The sequence below is a fragment of the Gluconobacter sp. genome (genome assembly GCF_047723935.1).
Taxonomy (GTDB): Bacteria; Pseudomonadota; Alphaproteobacteria; order Acetobacterales; family Acetobacteraceae; genus Gluconobacter.
Genome location: NZ_JBDOBO010000021.1, coordinates 1 through 23,345, shown reverse-complemented (window position 1 = coordinate 23,345; position 23,345 = coordinate 1). Strand labels below are relative to the sequence as shown.

At 53.4% G+C, this 23,345-nt stretch carries 20 protein-coding genes; 8 read left to right on the top strand and 12 right to left on the bottom strand.

The window, feature by feature from the left end:
- Nucleotides 1-6: 6 nt before the first annotated feature.
- Nucleotides 7-1,395 carry a dihydropyrimidinase gene (gene hydA / locus ABF979_RS09165; RefSeq protein WP_415559307.1) on the top strand — a complete coding sequence of 463 codons (1,389 nt, stop codon included), beginning with the start codon at nucleotides 7-9 and terminating at the stop codon, nucleotides 1,393-1,395.
- Nucleotides 1,396-1,540: 145 nt separating this feature from the next.
- Here hydA and ABF979_RS09160 read toward each other — a convergent pair whose 3' ends face one another.
- From ABF979_RS09160 to ABF979_RS09130, 7 genes are all read right to left on the bottom strand, one after another.
- The gene (locus tag ABF979_RS09160; RefSeq protein WP_415559306.1) at nucleotides 1,541-1,939 is read right to left on the bottom strand and encodes a tautomerase family protein; all 399 of its coding nucleotides are present in this window, start codon (nucleotides 1,937-1,939) and stop codon (nucleotides 1,541-1,543) included.
- Between the two features lie 30 nt (nucleotides 1,940-1,969).
- Nucleotides 1,970-3,091, bottom strand: a complete 1,122-nt coding sequence (locus ABF979_RS09155) for a Gfo/Idh/MocA family protein (RefSeq protein ID WP_415559304.1) — start codon at nucleotides 3,089-3,091, stop codon at nucleotides 1,970-1,972.
- A gap of 5 nt (nucleotides 3,092-3,096) precedes the next feature.
- Complete coding sequence (locus ABF979_RS09150) at nucleotides 3,097-4,578, bottom strand: sugar porter family MFS transporter (protein WP_202207993.1); 1,482 nt, start codon at nucleotides 4,576-4,578, stop codon at nucleotides 3,097-3,099.
- Nucleotides 4,579-4,676: 98 nt separating this feature from the next.
- Nucleotides 4,677-5,477: a 5-deoxy-glucuronate isomerase gene (gene iolB / locus ABF979_RS09145; protein ID WP_415559302.1), complete on the bottom strand. Its 801-nt coding sequence runs from the start codon at nucleotides 5,475-5,477 to the stop codon at nucleotides 4,677-4,679.
- Nucleotides 5,459-6,361, bottom strand: coding sequence for a myo-inosose-2 dehydratase (iolE, locus tag ABF979_RS09140; RefSeq protein ID WP_415559300.1), 903 nt, complete (start codon nucleotides 6,359-6,361; stop codon nucleotides 5,459-5,461). The genes iolB and iolE overlap by 19 nt, the downstream gene beginning before the upstream one ends.
- A gap of 45 nt (nucleotides 6,362-6,406) precedes the next feature.
- Nucleotides 6,407-8,263, bottom strand: a complete 1,857-nt coding sequence (gene iolD, locus ABF979_RS09135; RefSeq protein ID WP_415559298.1) for a 3D-(3,5/4)-trihydroxycyclohexane-1,2-dione acylhydrolase (decyclizing) — start codon at nucleotides 8,261-8,263, stop codon at nucleotides 6,407-6,409.
- 24 nt (nucleotides 8,264-8,287) lie between these two features.
- Nucleotides 8,288-10,210, bottom strand: a complete 1,923-nt coding sequence (locus ABF979_RS09130) for a bifunctional 5-dehydro-2-deoxygluconokinase/5-dehydro-2-deoxyphosphogluconate aldolase (protein ID WP_415559296.1) — start codon at nucleotides 10,208-10,210, stop codon at nucleotides 8,288-8,290.
- Nucleotides 10,211-10,525: 315 nt separating this feature from the next.
- On the opposite strand from ABF979_RS09130, the gene ABF979_RS09125 reads away from it, so the two are divergent.
- Entirely contained in the window at nucleotides 10,526-11,347 is an 822-nt protein-coding gene (locus ABF979_RS09125; RefSeq protein WP_415559294.1) for a MurR/RpiR family transcriptional regulator, read from the top strand.
- A gap of 126 nt (nucleotides 11,348-11,473) precedes the next feature.
- On the opposite strand, the gene ABF979_RS09120 is transcribed toward ABF979_RS09125, so the two are convergent.
- The 5 genes from ABF979_RS09120 to ABF979_RS09100 all read right to left on the bottom strand — a co-directional run bounded on the left by ABF979_RS09120 (nucleotide 11,474) and on the right by ABF979_RS09100 (nucleotide 15,098).
- Nucleotides 11,474-11,788 carry a hypothetical protein gene (locus ABF979_RS09120; protein WP_415559292.1) on the bottom strand — a complete coding sequence of 105 codons (315 nt, stop codon included), beginning with the start codon at nucleotides 11,786-11,788 and terminating at the stop codon, nucleotides 11,474-11,476.
- Between the two features lie 11 nt (nucleotides 11,789-11,799).
- A complete protein-coding gene (locus tag ABF979_RS09115) occupies nucleotides 11,800-12,675 on the bottom strand; it encodes a GNAT family N-acetyltransferase (RefSeq protein WP_415559290.1) in 876 nt (291 codons plus the stop codon).
- Nucleotides 12,672-13,175, bottom strand: coding sequence for an Lrp/AsnC family transcriptional regulator (locus ABF979_RS09110; RefSeq protein WP_415559288.1), 504 nt, complete (start codon nucleotides 13,173-13,175; stop codon nucleotides 12,672-12,674). The genes ABF979_RS09115 and ABF979_RS09110 overlap by 4 nt, the downstream gene beginning before the upstream one ends.
- A 29-nt stretch (nucleotides 13,176-13,204) precedes the next feature.
- Complete coding sequence (locus ABF979_RS09105) at nucleotides 13,205-14,662, bottom strand: NAD-dependent succinate-semialdehyde dehydrogenase (protein ID WP_415559286.1); 1,458 nt, start codon at nucleotides 14,660-14,662, stop codon at nucleotides 13,205-13,207.
- A gap of 313 nt (nucleotides 14,663-14,975) precedes the next feature.
- A complete protein-coding gene (locus ABF979_RS09100; RefSeq protein ID WP_415559284.1) occupies nucleotides 14,976-15,098 on the bottom strand; it encodes a hypothetical protein in 123 nt (40 codons plus the stop codon).
- Between the two features lie 824 nt (nucleotides 15,099-15,922).
- On the opposite strand from ABF979_RS09100, the gene ABF979_RS09095 reads away from it, so the two are divergent.
- The 6 genes from ABF979_RS09095 (at nucleotide 15,923) to paoC (ending at nucleotide 23,088) form a co-directional block, all read left to right on the top strand.
- The gene (locus tag ABF979_RS09095; RefSeq protein ID WP_415559282.1) at nucleotides 15,923-16,750 is read left to right on the top strand and encodes an oxidoreductase; all 828 of its coding nucleotides are present in this window, start codon (nucleotides 15,923-15,925) and stop codon (nucleotides 16,748-16,750) included.
- Nucleotides 16,751-16,792: 42 nt separating this feature from the next.
- On the top strand, nucleotides 16,793-17,785 hold the full coding sequence (locus ABF979_RS09090; protein ID WP_415559280.1) for an aldo/keto reductase: 993 nt from the start codon (nucleotides 16,793-16,795) through the stop codon (nucleotides 17,783-17,785).
- A 203-nt stretch (nucleotides 17,786-17,988) separates the two neighbouring features.
- On the top strand, nucleotides 17,989-19,140 hold the full coding sequence (locus ABF979_RS09085) for a replication-associated recombination protein A (protein ID WP_415559278.1): 1,152 nt from the start codon (nucleotides 17,989-17,991) through the stop codon (nucleotides 19,138-19,140).
- Between the two features lie 167 nt (nucleotides 19,141-19,307).
- Nucleotides 19,308-19,937 carry an aldehyde dehydrogenase iron-sulfur subunit PaoA gene (paoA, locus tag ABF979_RS09080; protein ID WP_415559276.1) on the top strand — a complete coding sequence of 210 codons (630 nt, stop codon included), beginning with the start codon at nucleotides 19,308-19,310 and terminating at the stop codon, nucleotides 19,935-19,937.
- Nucleotides 19,934-20,887 (top strand): FAD binding domain-containing protein, encoded by a 954-nt coding sequence (locus tag ABF979_RS09075; protein WP_415559274.1) that lies wholly within the window; start codon nucleotides 19,934-19,936, stop codon nucleotides 20,885-20,887. Before paoA ends, ABF979_RS09075 begins: the two co-directional genes overlap by 4 nt.
- Nucleotides 20,884-23,088, top strand: a complete 2,205-nt coding sequence (gene paoC, locus ABF979_RS09070; protein WP_415559272.1) for an aldehyde oxidoreductase molybdenum-binding subunit PaoC — start codon at nucleotides 20,884-20,886, stop codon at nucleotides 23,086-23,088. The genes ABF979_RS09075 and paoC overlap by 4 nt, the downstream gene beginning before the upstream one ends.
- Nucleotides 23,089-23,345 lie beyond the last annotated feature (257 nt).

Genomic DNA, 23,345 nt, shown 5'->3' with positions numbered 1-23,345 from the left:
ACCATCATGACGACTTTTGACCTCGTGATCCGGAACGGTATGATCGTGACCGCGACAGACAAATATATCGCCGACCTCGGGATCAACGGCTCAAAAATCGTTGAGATCGGTACCAATCTCCAAGGACATGAAACGGTCGATGCGACCGGTCTTCTGGTCATGCCAGGCGGGATCGACGGCCATTGCCATATCGAGCAGGAAGAGGCTGACGGCACAATCCATGAAGACGATTTCGTCTCAGCTACCGGGTCGGCCCTGCTTGGAGGCACCACGACAGCGGTTTGCTTTGCCTCGCATGTTCCCGGACGAGGTCTCGTGGAGCAATTTGAGGCTTATCGTGAGAAAGGCGCAAATTCCCGGATCGATTTTGCTATTCACCAGATCATCACCCGTACCGATGACCAGACAATCCATGACGAGATTCCCATTGTAGCCGAACGGGGAGCGGCCGGCCTAAAGGTCTTCATGACCTATGACGACTTTCATCTTGCCGACGGGCAGTTTCTTCAGGTTCTGGAAGCCGCCCGTAAAAGCAGGATCATTGTTTCCGTCCATTGTGAGAACTACGATGCCATCCGTCACCTGATCCTGCGTCACCTGGAGGAGGGCCGGACCGAACCTCATGGTCATGCAACCTCGCGTCCCTCCAGTGTAGAACGTGAGGCCACTTACCGCGCGATGACACTGAGTGAACTCGTGGACCAGGAAATTCAGATTTTCCATGTTTCCTGCCCCGAAGTCGCTGCGGAAATCAGCCGGGCCCAGTCACGGGGCGTCAAGGTTGTGGCTGAAACCTGCCCCCATTATCTTACTCTGACCGAAGACGCCCTCAAACGCGACAATTTCGAAGGTACAAAATACATCTGTAGCCCACCGCTGCGCACCCAAGCACAGCAGGAGGGTATGTGGTCTTACCTTCGAAGCGGTGTCATCAGTATCATTTCGTCCGATCACTGTGGTTACACATTCGATGGTGCCGTCGGGAAGGGTCGTCATGGTCGGGATGCCGATTTCTCCCTTATTCCCAATGGCATGCCCGGTCTCGGCACACGCCTGCCAGTCTTTTATGATGCCGCCATCAATAGCGGGAAGCTGGACCTGACCGACTTCGTGCGCCTCACCGCTACGACCCCAGCCAAACGCTATGGTCTCTATCCCGAAAAAGGCACGATCGCCCCCGGTTCTGACGCCGATCTGGTTCTATGGGACCCGAACCGCGTAGTCACGATCACCAATGACCTCTTTCAGAGCAACATCGACTACACGCCTTATGAGGGTTTGACTGTCCGTGGCTGGCCGACAAAGGTTTTTCTACGTGGAACTCTTGCCATGGAAGAGGGAAAGCTCGTCGCCATGCCAGGAGCTGGAAAATTTCTCAAGGTTCGGCCCTCCTGAAAGCGTATAAGCTCTGCCACTTATACTGCACTTTTTCCACATCTATGAACCACGTTCAGAAGAGACAGACTGCACAGAATATTTCTCAACACTGATGCAGCCTGTCCTCTGATCAAGGTTTGGTTAGAGCTATGGGAGATAAAGACTATTTTCCTCCGAGTTCCCCCGTCAGAAACTGTGCTCTTCCCAGCCCAAAGGACCAGTGCGCATCCTGATTTTCAACCACGGACACCATAACGTCCGACGAAGCAATTCCGCACGTCCGCTCAAGATGTTCTGTGAGCAGTTTGTAGAATAATGCCGTCTTTTCTTCGCCGCGTGGCCGGCTGAACATCTGAACAACTACAACTTTTTCAGTCCGCGGAATTCCAAGACCCGTGTCTTCCACGATCATGCGTGAAGGCTTGTACTCAGAAACCAATTGATAGCGGTCTCCACGCGGGACCTCAAAGGCTTCCAGCATCGCTTCATGGGCAGCATCCAGAAGCGTCTTGATCTCCGCATCCGTGCGGCCTTCAAGCATATGAAAGTGAAGTAATGGCATGGTATTTTCTCCAGTTTTAATTGAAACGGATCAGGAAATCGTCTGCCACTGCCTTTGCTGATGTGAGCAAACAGCAGCATCGATGATCTTCTGAATTTCCCATGCCTCCCGGAAATCAGGAGTGCTGGGTTCGCCACGATCAATGGCGCGAATAAATTCTGCCATTTCGATCGTCTTGATATCGTTGAAGCCAAGGTGGTGGCCTTGCGCGACGCAGAATGAGCCATAAGGCGGATGTTGCGGGCCAGTTTCGATCAGCCGGAAACCGTTTGTCCGGCTATCGTCACCAGCCTTATAATAGAGCAGTTCATTCATGCGTTCCTGAGTGAATGACAATGCTCCCTTACTGCCGGAAATTTCAAATTCCAGCTGCATCTTCCGTCCTGTCGCAAGCCAGTTGGCCTGAAGAGTTCCGGAACATCCACGCTCAAACGTGACAATCATTCTAGCCACGTCATCAATATTAATGTCTCTGAGCTCTGATGCCCCGGCAAAGGCAGGCCGTTTCTTCACTACCGTGTCCAACTGGGCAAAGACCGACGTTACGGGCCCTAACAGAAACCGTGCAACGGAAATAATATGACTTCCCACGTCTGCCAGCGCCCCCGTCCCTCCCGCAGGATCGCATCGCCAGCTATAGGGGGACAAAGGATCCGACATGAAATCTTCTGCGTGGATGCCATTAAAAGCGTAGATTTCTCCCAACTCCCCTGACTCGATAAAATCACGTGCGTATTTCAGCAGCGGGTTTTTAAGATAATTAAAACCACTCTGTGTCCTCACACCTGCTTTTTCAGCCGCCAGAACAATCTCCCACGCCTCTGACGCGGTAGGAGACAATGGCTTTTCGCAGTGAACGTGTTTGCCCGCAGCAATAGCAGACAGTGCCATCTGACTATGCAAAAGTGTCGGAGTCGTAATGGAGATGATGTCAATCAACGGATCATCAATGAGGTCCTGCCAGTCTTGGGTATAGGACGCAAAACCGAACTGACGCTGGAAAAGGCGTGCGCGTTCTCCATCAATATCGGCGATCTTATGAAGAACGGGTCGGGAAATGTCGTCAAAAATGTTTCCAGCCGCCTGATAAGCAAGGGCATGGGCTTTTCCCATGAAACCCGTGCCAATCAGGCCAATCCTCAATGTATTCACAACCTTTACTCCTGACCAGATACGGCAGGAGCAATCGGCGCACTTACCGGCACAGTTACTGGTGCACCACCTGGACGACGACTAAGCATGACAGATTCGATTTTTTCCAGAGAAACGCCTTTGGTTTCCGGAACAAATTTAAGCACGAACCACATGCATACGAGACACAATCCGGCGAAGAGCCACATGGAGAATGCTCCATGAAAATGCTCGTTCAGGAACTTGTTTTCACTCAGCATCGGAAATGTCTGGCTGACAACAAAATTCATGGTCCATTGGCATGAAACGGCAATACTCATACCGATGGAGCGAATAGCGTTTGGGAAAATTTCAGCGACCAGAACCCACGTCACCGGCCCCCAGGACATGCCGAAAGCAAACATGAAAACCAGCATACCAACCAGCGCCAGCAACCCTGTCGTCTGGGTATAGAGAGCCCAAGAAACTGTCAGCAGGCCAATGCACATGACAACCGATCCTACACGGATCAAGGGTAGACGCCCCTTTCGGTCAATAATCCACGCGCCAAGTATCGCACCGCAGACTGACACCACACCAATCCAGATCGTCTGGAAGAGTGCCGCCTGAATGCCACCGCTGGTTGTCTTCAAAACCATAGGAGCATAATACATGATGACATTAACACCTGTGAGTTGCTGCAGCAGAGCAATCATGGCGCCTACGAAAATGATCCACTTGGCTCCGTCGCGTTTCAATACAGAGACGCTATTTCGGGCATCCATTTCGATATTGGCAACAGATTCACGAATTTCACCCAGCAGAGACTGAGCATGCTGCTCATTGGAAATCCGCTTCAGGGTCTTGAGTGCCTCTTCGTCACGGCCACGCAGAACATGCCAACGGGGAGATTCCGGGATCAGGAAAATCGTAGCGCAGAAAATAACGCAGGGTACGATTTCCGAGGCGATCATCCAGCGCCAGCCAACGTCTCTCAACCACTCGGTCGACGCACTTCTCGCAATCAGATAGTTCACGATGAAGACCACAACCTGCCCAAAAACAATAGCGAACTGCTCCATTGTCAGAGCACGACCGCGCATGTCTTTCGGTGAGACTTCCGACATGTACATCGGAGAGACTGCCGAAGCCACACCCACTGCAATGCCACCAATCATGCGGTAAATAACAAACCACATGAAGCTATCAACGAGCGCGGCACCCAGAGCCGAAATCGTAAACAGAATGGCGCACACAAAAAGCGTTACGCGCCGACCCAGCCTATGCGCCATCCATCCGGACAGCGCTGCACCGATGATGCATCCAACAACCACATTCGAGACCGCCCACCCTGTCTCTGCCGGAGACAGATGGAAATAGTCGCGAAGTGAGTCAATGGCGCCGGATATGACGGAAGTATCATATCCGAAGAGGATACCCCCAAGCGCTGCAACGGCACAGATACGAAGCACATATTTCACGTCATGCCGCTCAGACTGAACGAACACGACATCTTTGATACTTGCCATGATTTCTACTCCATCACTAAGAAGCATTTCTCTCTTGGTGACTGGTTGGCTTTATCGTTCCTGGTTGAAAAACCTGCCTTGCAGGCTTTCTTTATCGCTCAATATGGAAGGTGTGCCTGGTCTGGATCCATGGAGAATTTCCATGCCCGACGCGGGCCGGCCATCACATTGAGATAGTAAAGGTCAAAACCATGCGGCGCCCCGACAGGATGATACCCTTTCGGAACCATAACCGTATCGCGATTGGATATGGCCATGGCCTCATCCAGCGATCCATCTTTGGTATAAACACGCTGTAAAGCGAAGCCACTTCCCCGTTTCAAGCGATGATAATACGTTTCCTCAAGATAGGTCTCATTGGGGAAATCGTCTGTATCATGCTTGTGTGGTGGATAGCTGGACCAGTGGCCACCAGGGGTAATTACCTCTACGACCAGAAGCGTTTCCGCTGGTGCAGTATCCGGCAGGATATTCCGGATAAACCGCTCATTTGTCCCGGTTCCGCGAGCAACTTCGCCAGCCTCATCGGGAGGAATAAGCCGTGCAGGGTATTTGCCGGACGCGGGTGAGCGGCAAACTGCCAATTCAACATCCGTCTCGGCTTCCGCCCGCCAGATTGTCCCCGGAGGAAGATATACGGACCATGGAAGCCCATCAAATGGACTCATCCGTTCTCCAATCAAACCGAAATCCTGCTCCGCACCTTCGATACGTGCACGACCACTCACGAGAACAAGACAGACCTCAGTACGATCCGTAGCTTCAGAAACCGTTTCACCGGCCTTGAGTGACATCACTTCAAACCCAATGTAGTCCCACCCCGCTTTCTCCGGCGTCAGATTGATGATCCGGCAGTTTTCATCGCGAGGGTGAGCGTGAATCAAGAGGCGCGAAGACATGACATGTGCCCCGTCTGTGAGAGGATATTCACCAGATGATTCCGGCCCATCCGAGCGTAAGTCAGAGGGCTGATTTCTTCCGAATACTGTTCGGCTTCAAGAACGACCCAGCCGTAATATTCAGGGATTTCCGAAAATACCTTGGCGTAGTCGATACAACCATCTCCGGGAACGGTAAAAACGTCTCCCATGACGGCCTGCAGAAAACTCCAGTCTTCCCTATCCGCCTTGACTCGCTTTTCTGGTCGCAGATCTTTCACATGCACGTGCCGGATACGATTACGATAAACTTTCGCCAGTTCTGCAGGATCTGAACCTCCCCATAGAGCGTGCCCGGTATCAAGGAGCAATTTTACGGACGGCCCTGTCAAACGCATCAAGTCATCGATATCCTGCCGGGACTGCACAACGGTGCCCATATGATGATGATAAACGAAATCCAGGCCTTCAGCAGCGACAGCATCCGCCATGAGCGTCATGCGGCGTCCGAATTCCAGCCACGCCTCTTTTTCCAGAACAGGCCGACGGGAAAGCGGAATGCTGACATCCGAGTGAATGGCATTAGAGGTTTCCGCGGCGATAAAAACGGGAGCACCCAACGCTTTGAGAAGCTGAAGATGCGGCTGCATGCGCTCAATTTCTTCTTCGGCACTCCGGATCAGAAGCTCCGTCGAATACCATCCGGAAACCAGCTTCAAGCCATAGGACGTGAGCACTGTCTCCAGTTCAGACGCCGTTCTGGGAAACTTGTTCCCTAGTTCCATTCCTTCAATACCTGCCTCGCGCGCTTCGGAAAGACAGGTTTCCAGAGAAATTTTTCCACCCAGAAACGGCATGTCGTCGTTACTCCAGATGATCGGGTTGGCACCAATTCTAACAGACATTGAAGACTCCCGGCCTTCCCTGAAGGCCACACATCCTGTGCAGTTTTAGTTTCCGATGCGCTGTCCCATGCGCAAGCGTTCATAGGTTGCACGCGCATCCCGAACCGATTCACGCGATGACACTTCCGGGACCGCAACGTCCCACCATGTTCCACCGTCATCAGTGATTGCCTTGGGGTCAGTATCAATAACGATCACTGTTGTACGATCTGCAGTTCTTGCCCGCTGCACGGCTTCCGAAAGCTCCGCAGTTCCCGAGACTTTTTCTGCGCGGGCACCAAGCCCCTGCGCCAGCTGGATAAAATCAATTTCCGGCGTCACGACCTGTGTACAATTTTCCAGAAGGTTATTGAACGGCGCACCGCCGACTGCCTGCTGAAGCCTATTGATGCAGCCATAACCCTGATTATTAAGGAGAACGACCGTCAGCTTCTGGCCCAGCATCACGGAAGTTGCGATTTCGGAATTTAGCATGAGGTAAGAACCATCACCGAGCATAACAGTCACATGCCTGTCAGGCTCCGCCATCTTCACGCCAATCGCGCCTGCCAGCTCATACCCCATGCAGGAAAAGCCGTATTCCATGTGGTATCCGCCAGGCATCCCGGGACGCCAGTGCTTCTGGAGCTCCGCTGGCAATCCTCCGGCAGCACACACAACAATATCGCTCGGCTGGGCCATGCGCTGCACCGCCCCCACCACTTGTGCATCACTAGGTAGGGTTTCCTGCCTGACAGAGGGCTCGGCCTGATAGCCCAGAGAGCTCTCAGACCATGTTGCAAGAGCGTTTCTGGCCTTCTGCGTCCAGTCAGGGTCAGCTTTCCATTCTGCAAGATAACTTTCCAGCGCCCGCAATCCTACGCGGGCATCCGCCACAAGTGGGGTTGCGAGATGCTTGGTCGCATCGGCTACCTGCACGTTCAGAGTTACGATCTTTACGGATGGATTACGGAACATCCCCCAGGAACCCGTAGTAAAATCCTGAAGACGGGTCCCGACGGCGATAATAAGATCCGCTTCTTCCGCAAGGTCGTTGGCTGCCGATGTACCAGCCACACCAAGACCCCCCATATTCAACGGATTATCAGGAGACAGAGAGGATTTCCCCGCCTGAGTTTCGCCAGACGGAACTCCATGTCGGGTACAGAACTCCGCTAACGCCTGCTCCGCGCCAGAATAAAGGGTTCCCCCACCTGCAATCACCAGCGGTTTGCTGGATGCACGGATGAGCTCCGCCGCTTCCATCAACTCACGTTCATCAGGTTGAGCCCGACGAATACGATGAATACGCTCGACGAAGAAGCTTTCCGGATAATCGAATGCTTCTGCCTGAACATCCTGACAAAGAGATAGTGTGACTGGACCGCACTCGGCAGGATCCGTCAGAACCGTCATGGCACGATTGAACGCCGGGATGATCTGCTCTGGCCGTGTTATACGGTCAAAATAGCGCGACACTGACCGGAACGCATCATTTGCACTGACTGTACCATCGCCAAAATCCTCGATCTGCTGAAGCACAGGATCCGGAATACGATTGGCAAACACATCGCCTGGTAAAAGCAGCAGCGGCAAGCGATTGACATGAGCCACAGCCGCCCCCGTCACCATATTCAAGGCACCAGGCCCAATAGAACTGGTGCAAACCATCGCACGGCGCCGACGGGATGCTTTGGCAAAGGCCGTCGCAATATGCGTCATACCCTGCTCATTATGGGCACGCCAGGTAACCAGGTCATTCTTGGCCTCGTGTAATGCCTCTCCGAGGCCCGCCACATTGCCATGCCCGAAAATTGCCCATACTCCGGCAAAAAACGGCTCTATTCGGCCATCTATTTCAGTCTTCTGTGCGGCCATGGCGCGCACTAATGCCTGAGCCATAGTCAGGCGTATCGTTTTCATGGGGATATCCTTCCGGGCATTCGCTCAGGCTGCACTCTGATGAGGCAGAGGACGCCCCCTGCTTTGCCAAGCCACTACAAAATGCTCGAAACGACGCGCCAACTCGTCACGAGCCTCATTGTCCGACATCTGGCCAGCCAACCACGCCCGGGCCGTGTCACTGAAAATGGTCCGCCCGATTGCAAAACCCTTGACCCAGGGTGTTGCTGTCGTCTTGTGGAATGACTCTTCAAGTTCCGAGACCGGAGCGTCCAGTCCGAGAAGCAAAATGCCCCGGCAGAACGGATCACGCTGTTCAATAACCTCGCCGATCTTTTTCCACGCAGCTTCGGAGGGCTGTGACTCCAGTTTCCACCAGTCTGGCTGAATGCCGATGTCATAGAGCCGCTCAAGCACGCGAGAGACAGTATCCGTCTTGAGTTCACCGTGCCTTCCAGCAATAATTTCCAGTAACAACTCCCGCCCTTGCAAACGACATGCCTCATAAGCGCGACGGAGTTCACGTTCCTGCCGGAGTTTCAGATCGTCGCTGTCGTCCGGATGGTAAAAACAGAGACATTTGATGATCTGATCCTTCGGCCATTCGATGAGCGACGTACCCAAGCTGCCCTGCCCTTCGAAATCCAGCGGCCTTGAGCCGGTTTTTTCAATAGGACGTGCTGTCCAGAGGCCATTTTCCGCCGCTTGAAACAAAGCATCCTGACCATACCGACCGTCCATGAAGACCCCGAAACCTTCCCGCCCTTTCGCGACCTTCGCCGCAGCTTCGACAGCCAGGATCTTGAAACGGGCAATCCTACTGGATGGTGCTCCGGCTGCGGTGGCCATCTCTTCAAGCTGAACCCTATGGTCACAGGCCAAAGCCATAACCGGAAAGGCTTGCTCTGTGCGGGTTGTAACCCAATGAAGATGGTTCAGAGCTTCATCATATCTCAGGGCCCTGTAAGTCGATCCGTGTGAAAGGAAATACTCGAGCTCTTTCCAGCTTGGGATTTCAGACGAGCAGAGCAGACGCGAAACAGCAAAAGCACCGCAGGCATTTGCATATCGGCAGCATTCCGATAGGGGCTCATCCTTCAGCCAGCCACGTAGGAAGCCGGACATGAAGGCGTCCCCTGCGCCAAGCGTATTATAGACTTCCACAGGAAAACCAGGGCCGCTGATACCTTCCTCAAGACTGTCAGGTATTTCGCCGTCAAAGACGACACATCCCATGGGCCCACGCTTGCAAACAATCGTGGCATCTGACACCGCGCGGATATTCCGGATGGCCTCCAACGTCTCTTCGCTACCACCCGCAATATGGAGCTCTTCTTCCGTGCCAACAATCAGATCGCAATCCGGAAGAATGTCCTGCAAATGAGATGTCACATTCTCAGAACGAACGTAGCGGGCTTCGCCGTCCCCGATCCCACCCAGTCCCCAGAGGTTCGGCCGATAATCCACATCGAAAGCAATACGACCACCGGCCTTTCGGATCAGACGCATCGCCTTACGTTGTGCTGCGGCAGACCCAGATTGGGCAAAGTGTGTTCCGGTTACGACAATTGCCCGCGCGCGCTGGATAAAGGCTGGATCAATATCGTCTTCATTCAACGCAGCATCTGCGCAATCTGTCCGATAGAATAGTAGCGGAAAACTTTCCCTATTTTTGACGCCCAGAATCGCTAAAGCAGTAAACCGGTCCGGATCTGTACGAATTCCTTCAATCGCCACACCTTCACGCTTCATCTGCTCCTGAATAAAGCGTCCAAAATGCTCGTTCCCGACACGGGTAATGATGCCGGATTTCAATCCAAGACGCGCCGTTCCGATTGCAATATTGGCCGGACACCCCCCGACCGCCTTGCTAAAACTGGCCATGTCTTCAAGCCGACTACCTATCTGCTGTCCGTAAAGGTCCACGGACGCGCGACCAATGGTGATAACATCAAGATCTGTAGACATCGCAGGATCCACCTTCATCGTGTCTGAACATTCCCCGACATGCGGAATATTTGTTCTATTCTCACACTCTGCGATGAGCCTGCAATCTGATTCTCAGTTAAATATATCACTTTATGATGATATATGTCATACGTATCATGTTATATATCTCATTGTTCCGTCTTTTTGTGAGATTGAGAGCCCACTCTTCAGTAAGTCTGGAATATATGTTCTCTTTGGAAATGCAGACGTTTTCGTAGCTTTCGTCTAAGATTTCCCAGCGGAAAAACCATCGCCTTAACAATGCACATAAGATGGCAAGGAAGGCTTGACTAAATGACCATGACTGACCGGTATCAAACTTTCTCCGATGAACTGGGAAAACGCTATACTTCGCTCCCCCCGCGCCTAAAACAGCTAGCTGATGTGGTTTCCAGCAATCCTGACGACATTGCACACTGGACCGTCAGCATTCTTGCGCATCATGCCAATGTTCAGCCCTCTACGGTCGTCCGCTTCTCAAGGACTTTCGGTTTTCAAGGGTATTCAGATTTCCAGGCAATTTTCAGGGAAAGGCTTCGCGGATTAGCTTCATCTTACCCTGAGCGCCTACAGGCACTCCAGAGCCCTGACGATACTGCACATTCCACAATTAATTTGTTAACCGGCTTCCACCGCGCAGCAGTTACGTCCCTGAACAGCCTCCAGGAAAAGACAAACCCAGCCCTTCTTGATAAGGCAGTCGATATTCTGGCGAATGCCCGATGCATTCATATTCTTGGCCTCAGACGCTCTATGCCAGTCGCGCGCTATTTCGCTTATCTGCTGACAAAAATGGGCATTTCCCATCAGGTTATTGGCACGGAGAGTGGCATGGAAGACGAGGCACTTCTTTCCGCAACACCGTCAGATGCAGCACTTATTATCAGCTACGCAGCGTATGCCCAAAAAACAGTAGAGCTATTCACTAAATTCGAAGAGCGAAAAGTGCCTATCGTCTCCATGACTGACAATAAAAATAGCCCTATTATACCGAAATCAGGAGTATGGATTCAAGTAACTGAAGCCGATTTCCATGGATTTCGCTCCAATGCTGCTTCAGTTGTAATGATCATGGCGCTCGCCATGGCAATCGGAAACTACCGGAGGAATTTATAAATCATTTTCGCTATTTTTTAATTCGGATCTCATAATACAATACTGATCTCAAAAAATGTTCCTAGTACGACGGAAGAATGCACCTCAAGTCGAGACCAAAGGCTGTCACATCCAAAAGAGCCTGGCTCAGTTGCCCTGCATCCAGCGTTCGAATTCTATATGAGATGCCGCCCCTCTCTGCCGGAATAGGCACGCAAAAATATTTCTGTCAGCCCAAAAATCGTTCAGTTGATCCACACCTGCACCAACAGAAAAGAGCACTTCCAGATTGGGAAAGTTTTCTGCCAGATTTTCCGGTGGTTGCCACGCCGCCAGATAGCGAACCTTCTGCGGGTCGCCAGTCTCAGGCCAGACATGAAACGCAAGCTCAGGCAGCGCGCTAGCGAACATTGGCCTCCACAGACGTGCACGCTCTTCAGTAGATTTCAGCACAAAAGACACTTCAACAATCCTTAACCAAGAGCCTGACTGGTCAGAGCAAAATATTGCGGAGCATTTTCAGAGATCACCACAGGCTCGGTCGACATTGTGTTGACGACGTCCACGCGGATCAGTCCCATTTCATCCAGCCAGCCTGAGAGACCAGATGAAGTCGGCGTATCAATTCTGATAAATTCTCCACCATACGTACCAATCCAATGAGAAATGAGCGCCTTGGCCTGCTCTGCCGTTTCCGCTGCGACAGGACCAATCAGCCATCCCCATCCGAACCGACGGCAGAACGAGTATCCCCTGATCCCCTCTTCCGTATCGATCACAACGCCTTTGGCGTTCTGCACCAGCTCTTCAACAAGCGCAGATCGGTCCATCCCAGTAGCGGCCCTGTCGAACGCTATGAGATCCTGAAGATCATACTGAACAACCGGCCGCAGCCGCTGGCCCGCATCCAGAGCGATGATAGGAGAGGACACACCATTACCCTGATGCTGCTCCACAATCCCAGTCGGGACAAAACCCAGTTTTTCATAGAGCGGCTGGCCAGCCGGCGTCGCGTTAAGGGATATTGAGCGACCCGGCAGAAGCCTGCGCACCGTTGTCAGCATGTTTGTGCCGATGCCGTGCCCTTGCCATGCACCATTGACGATAATCAGCCCAACTGTGGCGTGACGTTCCCCAAATGACCACCACATAATGGTGCCAATGATTTCTCCACTTTCCAGTGTCGCCACTAACCCATGACCAAGACGCAGCATGAAATCCCAGTCTTCAAGACGGTGCGGCCATCCCAATACCTTTGAAAGACCCGATGCAGCCCCCAGATCTTCCTCGGTCATACTCCGGAGGTTAATGGCCGTCTGTTCACATACATTCGCATTTTCCAGGCTCATAACGAACGCTCCGTGTTTCTGGTAAGACTTTCGATCAGAAATGCTGGCTTCAGAATGGGAGATTTTATAACAATATAACTAAAGTACTTCTCGATACCGATATTCTGATCCAGAAGAGACTCGATTGTTTCCTGATAATGATCAATGTTTCTGACCATGAATTTCAGAAGGTAATCGTACCCACCACTGATAAGATGCGCCTCCACCAGGGATTCCACTTTCTGCATTGCAGTCTCAAAGCGAAAAAAGTCATCCCGTCTGTGATCTGAGAGTGTGACCTCTGTAAAGACAGTCATGACGCTTGAGATTTTTTGCAGGGCAATCTGCGCCCCATATCCTACAATGTAGCCGGCTGCTTCCAGCCGCTTGACGCGAATGAGACATGGACTGGCAGACAGACCAACGCGGTTTGCCAGTTCCACATTGGTCAGCCGGCCATTCTTCTGCAACTGAGCCAGGATTTTAAGATCAATACGATCAAGCTTGGGCGCGATTGCCATAAGTCAGGCCATTCTCTCTTCAACGACGGTCATTGTGCAGTCGGCAGTCCAATGTGAAAGCTCTTCACTTCCAGGAATTCTTCGAGGCCCAGTGCGCCCCCTTCCCGCCCGAGCCCGGACTGCTTCACGCCCCCGAAAGGTGCTGACACAAGGGAGATGGAACCGGTGTTCAGTCCTACCATGCCAAAATCGAGAGCCTCGCCAACCCGCCAACCTCTCGCGATGTCATTCGTGAAGAAATAGCTCGCCAGACCGAAAGGAGTAGCATTGGCCTGCTGAACGGCATCCTGCTCGTTATCGAAGCGGAACACGGGAAGGATCGGACCAAACGTTTCTTCCTGTGCAATCCGCATCTCGGACGTCACATCCGCTAGCAGCACGGGAGATGCAAACCGACCGTTAATGTCCAGTGGTTTACCCACGATGCGAGCGCCCTTAGCCAAAGCGTCTTCTACATGTTCCTTTACCTTGGCGACGGCAGCCTCGTTAATCAGTGGTCCGATCTGCGTTTGCGGATCAAATCCGTCGCCCGTCTTCAGGGTCATCACCTCTGCTGCGAGTTTTTCCAGAAACGCATCATGAATTCCGGATTGAACATAAACGCGGTTCGCGCAGACACAGGTCTGCCCGGCGTTCCGGAATTTGCTCAGCATCGTTCCGGACACGGCAACAGAAAGATCGGCGTCATCAAAGACAATGAGAGGAGCGTTTCCGCCCAGTTCAAGGCTGAGTTTTTTGATCGTGTCCGCGGACTGACGCATCAGCAGCGACCCGACTTTCGTAGAGCCCGTGAAAGACAGCTTGCGCACAACGGGACTTGAAGTTAGTTCCGGGCCAATCTCTTGCGCATAGCCCGTCACAACAGACAGAAGCCCTCTTGGAAGGCCTGCACGTTCTGCCAAAACAGCTAGAGCCAAAGCAGAATACGGTGTGAGTTCGGACGGTTTGATCACCATGCTGCACCCTGCGGCAAGAGCCGGGGCACATTTACGGGTAATCATGGCAAGAGGGAAATTCCAGGGCGTAATGGCCGCTGTCACTCCCACAGGTTCTTTCAGGATGATGACCCGGCGGTCGGCGGTCGGTACCAGTGCACTGCCCTGTACGTGCTCGGCTTCAGCCGCGAACCATTTGAGGAAAGACGCAGCATAAGCAACCTCTCCTTTGGCTTCTGCCAGAGGCTTGCCTTGCTCAAGTGTCATGATCTTGGCCAGGTCATCAGCATGGTCCAGCATCAGCTGGTACCATGCCATCAGCAGACCCGCACGATCTGCCGCTGAGCTCCGACGCCATTTGCCCTGCGCAATCCGCGCGCTTTCGATAGCAGCGCGGGTTTCTTCAGCCGTGCAGGCCGGAATACTGCCGATGATCTCACCCGTTGAAGGGTTATCGACGGTCAGGGTCTTGCCGCTCTTGGATGCTCTCCAGTCCCCTCCGAGAAAGGCGGTCTGACGGAAAAGATCTGGATCATTCAGGGAAAATGTCATGTCGAAAACTCCGAACAGATTGACGCAGGCAAATGACAAAGAACTCTGGGGCCTGCTGGAACAGAGCGAGCAGGAGGAGGAACCCTGTCGCAGAGGCCGCTCACACGATCAGGGCACCGCGCAAGAAAGCAGCATATTTCCGGATCTGCAGTTCGTGCGAAGGCCAAGCTAATCTTCTTTTTCTGACCAAGAGGAAACTCCGAGGGCAATCGGGATCCGCGAATGAGCCAAAGCCGCGGCAGACTCAAAATTCTCAGTCAAACGCCACATCACAGCCTCGCCCTGCTAACCGCTATAAAAACGGATAACCCATTCAAGGGTTTTCCCAGTCAACTTCGAAGAACTCAGACGCTGTGCGCATCGTGAACGACAAGCTGTCAGTAACACTGCCGTTCTGGCATGTGCGCTCCAACATCCCCTGAGAACGACGCTTCATTAAGAAACTCTCTTGCGACCCAAGGTTGAAACTTCAAGATGCACAAACAAGCGTACTTTCCCTACGCCTTAACTTTCCATTCATACCCAGCGCGCCTCTTTTAAAAACGCTAAAGCTGGCATGACTGATAATCACTTTTCCCCGCCGTCTCGCACTCGTAGACCGACTCTACCCTATCACCAGATTACGCACGTCCAGCAAGGCGTCTTGTCTCGATCCTCCGACCTTACTGGCTGTCTGGAGCTGGATCTTTGAAAGCAACGCGCAGTTAGCGATCTGAACCAGAGCCGCCCAGTTATGGGTTGTGTAGATGCCCGCTATACCTCCCCTCTTCGCAAGAACCTTAACCTGAATTGTAATCTCAAGGTCGGTCGTAAACTCATCGAAACCGACACCTACAGCGCCTGTTATCTGGCGCGGCAATTGATTTGTAAAATGCGCACCCAAGTATCTTTCGCTGATGGTTCCCAGCACAGGAAGAACCAAAACGCGAACTATCGGCTCTCTCCGCCCAGAAAGAACAAGAGGTTTTTATAGGCACAAAATTAGTATCGTCCATGGCTGAGCCATCGAGCACAGATTTTATCCGCAGAGTCAGATCATTAAAATTTTTATACGCTATTAATTAGACACACTAATAATATCATCCGCTTTATGGCACCTAATCACGAAACATAATGCGGGATAATCTATCTGCCATACCCCGTAGGGCATGAACTCACACTACGAAAGAACAGGCATCTTTTGCTCTCGTAGTCCTGCCCTAACAGCAAACAAACAGAGCACAAGCACCCTGATACGCTCGGGCTCAATGGAGAAATATAATGGCCACATGGCTCATTACAGGATGTTCCAGCGGATTAGGGCGCGATCTGGCACAGGCTGTGCTGGAACGCGGTCATAACGCCGTCATCACCGCCCGACACCCCGATAGCCTGAAAGAGCTCGTTGAGGCCTATCCTGACAATGCTCTGGCTCAGGCGCTTGACGTGAGAAACCGAGACCAGATTGCACAAGCCGTACAGGCTGCCGAGAGGCGGTTCGGCAGCATAGATGTGCTGGTCAACAATGCGGGATACGGTTATCGCGCAGCGATCGAAGAAGGTGAGGAAGCGGACGTAACGGCTCTGTTTGCCACTAATGTCTTCGGGCCGGTTTCCGTCATAAAAGCAGCCCTCCCCGGTATGCGTAAACGCCGGTCCGGAATAATTGTAAACGTCTCATCGGTAGCACCTCGCATCGCTAGCCCTGGATCGGGTTATTACTCCGCAACGAAGCTGGCGCTCGAAGGGATTTCCGCAACTCTGCGCAAGGAAATAGCACCTCTGGGCCTCAAGGTTATGGTTGTGCAACCGGGAGCCTTTCGTACGAATTTTGCCGGTCGTTCCCTGCAGGGCTCAGCAAACACCATTGCCGATTATGATGAAACTGTTGGTCCCCGGCGCAAAGCCGCTGATACAACCAGCGGTAAGGAATTGGGAGACCCGGCCAAGGCCGTTCATGTTCTCGTGGATGTCGTCATGAAAGAAAAGCTGCCTGACAGCCTTCTTCTTGGAAGCGATGCCGTGACCTGGGCCATGGAAGCCATCAAAACCGAGCTTCAGGAAATCGATGATTGGAAAACCGTCAGCACAAGCACGGATTTTGCGTAATTACGCTTTGTATTCCCTAAGTAGCAATTGAGACAGATTACTATGAAATATCGCACATTGGGCAAGGATCTCAAAGTCTCCGCACTTGGCCTCGGCTGCATGGGGATGACGGGGGTTTATGGCGAAGCCACTGACCGTGCCTCTATGATCAAACTGATCCACAATGCGTTCGAACATGGCGTCACGTTCTTTGATACCGCCGAAGCCTATGGACCGTTTGTCAACGAGGAGTTGGTAGGCGAAGCCCTTGTCCCTCTTCGGGACAAGGTGGTTATCGCCACCAAGTTTGGCTTTGATATTAATCTGAAAACCGGTCAGCGCTCTGGTGGCGTTAATAGTCGCCCCGAGCATATCCGAGCTGTAGCGGAAGCAGCTCTAATGCGCCTGAAGACCGACCGGATTGATCTGTTCTATCAGCACCGTGTCGATCCCGACGTGCCGATCGAAGAGGTCGCTGATACGGTTAAAGAACTAATCTGGGAGGGCAAGGTCAAGCATTTCGGCCTCTCTGAAGCCAGTGTAAAAACAATTCGGAAGGCTCATGCCGTACAACCCGTCACGGCTGTACAGAGCGAATACTCCCTGTTTTGGCGTGCACCAGAAAAAGAACTCCTCCCCGCCCTTGAGGAACTTGGGATCGGTTTCGTGCCCTTCAGTCCACTCGGTGCAGGCTTTCTGACGGGCCAGATCACCATGGACACCAAATTCCCGCCGGGTGACTTTCGCAATCTGGTGCCGCGCTTCTCTCCAGAAGCACGTAAGGCCAACCTGGCTCTTGTGAGTATTGTAAAAGATGTGGCCAAACGTAAAGGAGCCACGTCAGCTCAGGTCGCACTGACGTGGCTTCTGGCTCAGAAACCGTGGATTGCCCCTATTCCCGGAACGACAAAGCTGTCACGCTTGGAAGAGAACCTTGGCGCCGTCGATCTTGTGCTTACTCCATCTGATCTTCAGGAAATCGACGCGGCAACCGCAAGGATCATCGTGCAGGGCGACCGGCTGCCTGAAGCCGTCCTAAAAATGACTGGCCTGTAAAAAGGCCACTTTTCCACAAAAGACCGTGGTAATCCCGCCCGGGTACCCTTAGCTGGTACCCGAACCTTAACTAGCCACCTGAACGGTAATTCTGACACGTCCCTGCTCTGATACTTACGTGACGAAATCGGTCTTACGGGTACAAAATTCGGTTGTAGTATAGCTCTCCGCAGAGCATCCACCATGCCTGCGCCCTGCCGGTCGTGACTGTCGGTGCCCCGGTTATAGCCATCGAGGCGGTAGCCGAAACATCAATCGCACGCACTGTCGGCAACATGCTTGGCAAGAATTTCCGGGCCCTTAACGCTACACGTGCTGGGGTCTCGGATATCCGCAAGCTGGCTGATGAAGCCCGTATGGTTCCCCTTCTGATCTTCGTTGACAAAGTCCAGAGATTTTCAGCAACCCAGACCGATGACCTTCTTGCCATCTGTGAAGAAGGCACGGCGGATTTTATCGGCGCAACAACTGGCAACCCCTACCACGTCCTTACCCCTGCTCTCGTCTCTCGTTCAACAATTCTGAAACTGGAGCCGCTGAACATTGAGGAGATGGAACTGGTTATCCAACGCGGAATAATCCATCTGCAAAACAACAGCGTAAAAATTGCGCTAACCCCTCATCAGATCCGACTGATCGCCGGACGTTCCGGCGGCGATGCGCGACGTGCTCTGACAACACTTGAAAGCCTTGCAGTAGGACATACCCAAGCGATAGTGACTGTCACTGATGCCATGCTTGAGGAAGTCTATGCCGCGGCTCCCATCAACCATGACCGTTCGGGAGACGCGCATTATGACATTGTCTCGGCCTTCATTAAATCCATGCGAGGTTCAGACCCGGACGCAACGCTTTACTGGCTGGCATGCCTGATCGACGGAGGCGAGGATCCACGCTATATTGCACGACGGATCATGATCCATGCCTCTGAAGATGTAGGACTTGCCGATAATACCGCTCTGCAAACCGCGATTGCCGCAGCGCAAGCCGTTGAGAAAATCGGTTATCCAGAAGCGCAGATTGTTCTGGCCCATGCGGCGTTACATATCGCACGGGCCCCGAAATCAATGTCAGCATGCCGAGGCATTTCAAGTGCGCTACAGTATGTCGCAACCCAGCCTCCGGCGGCAGTCCCCCTGCATTTACGCGACGCCCATTACAAGGGAGCCGCAGCACTCGGCCATATCGGGTATCGCCTACCACATGACGACCCCAGAGGCTGGGTAGAGCAGGTTTATTCTCCAATACCTAAAGGGACATTTTATCAAAGTGATGCGCGCGATGCCGCAACGTTTGAAAAACGTGCCGACGATTATTGGAAACGCCTCACAGGCAATGCCCACAATCAAGAATGATTAATGAATAAAGTCTATAAGCTTATGCGGAATGAACGAACAATCTGAACAGAACCTCTGCGGTCTGGATACGTTAGCTTAGCAGGCGGTAGAATGCCCCAATCATCAAGTCAGCACTGAATGACGCTGGTGCCACCTGCTTTTAATGGCGAGCGAGGAACCCGATCATGACCTCTCAGACGATTAAGAGAGCGCGCTTCCCCCGTCGCACGGTTCTGGCAGGCAGCACTGCAACCATCATGGCCTCTGGCGTACCATTTGCTGAGGCTCAAACACAGGTGAGCGAAGGCATGGACGTTACATTTGAAGTCAACGGACGCGCTCACAGCCTTCGCCTGGATCCAAGAACCACACTTTTGGATGCCCTCCGCGAGCACCTGCTTCTGACCGGCACCAAAAAGGGATGCGATCATGGGCAATGCGGGGCCTGCACGGTCATTGTGGACGGTCGGCGCATCAATTCCTGCCTAAGCCTTGCGGTCATGCACGAGGGAGACAGCATTACAACGATCGAGGGTCTCGGGGACCCGGAGCATCTTCATCCGATGCAGGCCGCCTTTATTCAGCATGATGGTTATCAGTGCGGATACTGCACGCCCGGCCAGATATGCTCCGCCGTTGCCGTTCTTGATGAAATCAAGAGCGGCATTCCCAGTCATGTGACGAAGGATCTGCTCGGACCGATGGAGCATAGCGGTCTGGAAATGCGGGAGCGGATGAGCGGCAATATCTGCCGCTGCGGTGCGTATTCGAACATCGCAGAAGCCATGGCTGAAGTCGCGGGAGCGCAACCATGAAAGCATTTACTTATGAGCGTGCCCGGACACCCCACGAAGCGGTCACTGCCCTCGCCCGGAGACCAGGAGCGCGTTTCATTGCCGGAGGAACGAACCTCCTTGATCTGATGAAACTGCAGATCGAAACGCCGGAACACCTGATCGATATCGGCCGGATTGGTCTGGACACTATTGATGACACCTCAGACGGAGGGCTCCGTATTGGCGCGCTGGTCCGTAATACGGATCTTGCCGCAGACCTGCGGGTTCGCCGCCATTACGGCGTCTTGAGCCGTGCCCTTGTTGCAGGTGCTTCAGGGCAGCTTCGGAACAAGGCAACGACATCCGGCAACCTGCTACAGCGCACACGGTGCCCCTATTTTTATGATCCGAACCAGCCCTGTAACAAACGCCAGCCAGGAGCTGGATGTGCCGCCATTGGGGGCGTCAGCCGACAGCTCGGCATTATCGGGACAAGCGAGGCCTGTATTGCAACGCATCCCAGTGACATGGCCATTGCCATGCGTCTTCTTGATGCCACTGTTGAGACCATAAATGTCCGTGGGCAATCCCGTCGTATTCCCATTGCCGATTTTCACCGCCTGCCGGGAAAAAGTCCGCATATCGAAACATCTCTGAACAGGGATGAACTGATCACATCCGTAACCCTCCCGCCCCCAGTGGGAGGACGTCATTTCTATCGCAAAGTCCGTGACCGGGCCTCATATGCCTTTGCCCTCGTCTCGGTTGCAGCCATCATTCAAGAAGATGGTACAGGCAGGGTCGCTGTCGGCGGCATCGCGCCGAAACCGTGGCGTATCGAGGCTGCGGATTCAGAAATACCAAAGGGGTCGGAGGCTGTTGCAGCAAAGCTTCTGGCAGGTGCCTCCCCCACTGCGGAGAATGCGTTCAAGGTTTCGCTGCTGGAGCGCACTCTGGCAGCCGTCATTCAGGAGGCCAAGGCATCATGAAGTTCGATAGAGCCGCAGGTCAAAACCCCATTGATCAGTTACATGTTGTCGGCCATCCCCTGGATCGCATCGACGGACGTTTAAAGACAACAGGCACCGCACCTTATGCCTATGAACGGCATGACGTCGTCCCTCATCAGGCCTACGGCTATATTATCGGGAGCGCTTTCGCCAAAGGGCGGATCACCCGCATGGATATCGCCCATGCGAAAGCCGCACCGGGCGTTCTGGCAATTGTCACAACGCTTGACATGGCCACCTTGAAAAATGGCCCCATGAATACGGCAAAGCTCTTTGGTGGACCCGAAATAACCCATTACCATCAGGCCACTGCGATCGTGGTGGCCGAAACCTTCGAACAGGCCCGCGCGGCAGCAGCTCTGATCGAAACAGAATATGACCACGATGAGGGTCAGTTCGATTTGAAACAGGCGCAACATGCCGCTCGCCCGGTGCAGGGTGCCAATGGATCTCGTGCGGACCGTGTTGGAGACTTTGAAAGGGCGTTTTCGGCTTCTGCAACGCGCTTGGATGAGACGTACACCACCCCCGATCAGACGCATGCCATGATGGAGCCCCATGCGACGATCGCCGCATGGGAAAATGAAAAACTGACGCTCTGGACGTCCACCCAGATGATCGCCTGGAACCGGCGCGATATTGCGACCGCCCTTGGCCTGTCGAAGGAAAATGTCCGGGTTGATTCCCCTTATATCGGGGGCGGTTTCGGCGGGAAGCTATTTTTGCGCTCTGACGCCGTACTGGCGGCTCTCGGCGCCAAAGCCGCAGGACGCCCCGTCAAGGTTGCGCTCACCCGCCCCTTTATCATGAACAATACAACGCATCGGTCGGCAACGATCCAGCGCATCCGCATCGGTACGGATCGTCACGGCAGGATCATGGCTATTGCCCATGAAAGCACGTCGGGCAACCTTCCTCACGGGCGTCCGGAAGCCGCGATAGATCAAACCAAGCTGCTGTATGCGGGTGCTAATCGACTGACGGCGATGCGACTGGCTGTTCTGGACCTCCCTGAAGGGAATGCGATGCGGGCGCCTGGCGAAGCATCAGGCCTGATGGCACTTGAAATTGCCATGGACGAGATGGCTGAACGACTCCGCATGGATCCCGTGCGTTTCCGAATTCTGAATGACACCCAGGCCGATCCTGAAAAACCAGGCCGGCCGTTTTCTCAGCGGCATCTCGTCGAGTGCCTGGAACATGGAGCCGAGAAATTTGGCTGGAGCCGTCGGAACCCCCGCCCCGCATCCGTGCGGGAGGGAGAATGGCTCATCGGCATGGGCGTCGCGGCAGGCTTCCGCAACAATCTCCTGACAAAATCCGGGGCACGCGTGCGTCTTGATTCACAGGGTATTGTGACGGTCGAGACCGACATGACCGATATCGGTACAGGCACCTATACCATTCTTGCCCAGACAGCGGCGGAAATGATGGGAGTTTCCATCGATCGGGTCCGGGTCATTCTTGGTGATTCAGATTTCCCTGTATCGGCAGGATCCGGAGGCCAGTGGGGGGCCAACAATTCGGCTGCGGGCGTATATGCCGCATGCGTCAAACTGCGAGAAAATGTTGCGGAGAAACTGGGATTACCACCAGCCGAAGCGCAGTTCTCAGGCGGAAATGTCCATGTCGGTAACAGTGTTTTCCCCCTTGGACAGACTGCACATGAGAGTGAACTGGTTGCCGAGGACACCATTGAATATGCTGACGTAGACAAACGATACCAGCAGTCCACCTTTGCAAGCCATTTCGTCGAAGTCGGTGTCAATGGATTTACCGGCGAAGTCCGTATCCGGCGGATGCTGGCCGTCTGCTCCGCAGGCCGCATTCTGAACCCCAAAACCGCCCGAAACCAGGTCATCGGTGCCATGACCATGGGCGCTGGCGCAGCCCTCATGGAACAATTGGCAGTCGATACCCGACATGGCTTCTTCGTCAATCACGATCTGGCGGGTTACGAAGTCCCCGTACACGCTGATATCCCTCATCAGGACGTAATTTTTCTTGATGAAGTAGATCCCCTGTCCTCTCCGATGAAAGCAAAAGGGGTCGGGGAATTGGGGCTTTGTGGCGTGGCAGCAGCGATTGCCAGTGCCGTGTATAATGCAACAGGGGTCCGTGTCCGTGATTACCCCCTCACGTTAGACAAGCATCTGGCTCACCTACCGCGTATGACTTGAACACTTCCGTAAAAGTTACACAACCGGGCCAACCACGAGTGGTTCACACAGCTTATGTCTCTCTCCACTGTGCCCTTTATTCTCTAACGCAAAAACAAATCAGCCTGTCGTTTGAAGCGTTCGAACACCATTTGAGAGCCATTAAGGGCTTGATGGTCTCTTTTAAGGACTGATGGGGAAGCCGAGGCTTCCCCATCAGTACCCAGAGGCTGTTATCCGACCTGAAGCAGTTCGGACAGAGCAGAGCGATCCTCCAT

Excerpts from the sequence above, each read along its gene's own strand:
- hydA (WP_415559307.1), top strand. The coding sequence starts at position 7 with ATGACGACTTTTGACCTCGTGATCCGGAACGGTATGATCGTGACCGCG.
- ABF979_RS09160 (WP_415559306.1), bottom strand. The coding sequence starts at position 1,939 with ATGCCATTACTTCACTTTCATATGCTTGAAGGCCGCACGGATGCGGAG.
- ABF979_RS09150 (WP_202207993.1), bottom strand. The coding sequence starts at position 4,578 with ATGGCAAGTATCAAAGATGTCGTGTTCGTTCAGTCTGAGCGGCATGAC.
- iolB (WP_415559302.1), bottom strand. The coding sequence starts at position 5,477 with ATGTCTTCGCGCCTCTTGATTCACGCTCACCCTCGCGATGAAAACTGC.
- iolE (WP_415559300.1), bottom strand. The coding sequence starts at position 6,361 with ATGTCTGTTAGAATTGGTGCCAACCCGATCATCTGGAGTAACGACGAC.
- iolD (WP_415559298.1), bottom strand. The coding sequence starts at position 8,263 with ATGAAAACGATACGCCTGACTATGGCTCAGGCATTAGTGCGCGCCATG.
- ABF979_RS09130 (WP_415559296.1), bottom strand. The coding sequence starts at position 10,210 with ATGTCTACAGATCTTGATGTTATCACCATTGGTCGCGCGTCCGTGGAC.
- ABF979_RS09125 (WP_415559294.1), top strand. The coding sequence starts at position 10,526 with ATGACCATGACTGACCGGTATCAAACTTTCTCCGATGAACTGGGAAAA.
- ABF979_RS09115 (WP_415559290.1), bottom strand. The coding sequence starts at position 12,675 with ATGAGCCTGGAAAATGCGAATGTATGTGAACAGACGGCCATTAACCTC.
- ABF979_RS09110 (WP_415559288.1), bottom strand. The coding sequence starts at position 13,175 with ATGGCAATCGCGCCCAAGCTTGATCGTATTGATCTTAAAATCCTGGCT.
- ABF979_RS09105 (WP_415559286.1), bottom strand. The coding sequence starts at position 14,662 with ATGACATTTTCCCTGAATGATCCAGATCTTTTCCGTCAGACCGCCTTT.
- ABF979_RS09100 (WP_415559284.1), bottom strand. The coding sequence starts at position 15,098 with ATGAAGCGTCGTTCTCAGGGGATGTTGGAGCGCACATGCCAGAACGGC.
- ABF979_RS09095 (WP_415559282.1), top strand. The coding sequence starts at position 15,923 with ATGGCCACATGGCTCATTACAGGATGTTCCAGCGGATTAGGGCGCGAT.
- ABF979_RS09090 (WP_415559280.1), top strand. The coding sequence starts at position 16,793 with ATGAAATATCGCACATTGGGCAAGGATCTCAAAGTCTCCGCACTTGGC.
- paoA (WP_415559276.1), top strand. The coding sequence starts at position 19,308 with ATGACCTCTCAGACGATTAAGAGAGCGCGCTTCCCCCGTCGCACGGTT.
- ABF979_RS09075 (WP_415559274.1), top strand. The coding sequence starts at position 19,934 with ATGAAAGCATTTACTTATGAGCGTGCCCGGACACCCCACGAAGCGGTC.
- paoC (WP_415559272.1), top strand. The coding sequence starts at position 20,884 with ATGAAGTTCGATAGAGCCGCAGGTCAAAACCCCATTGATCAGTTACAT.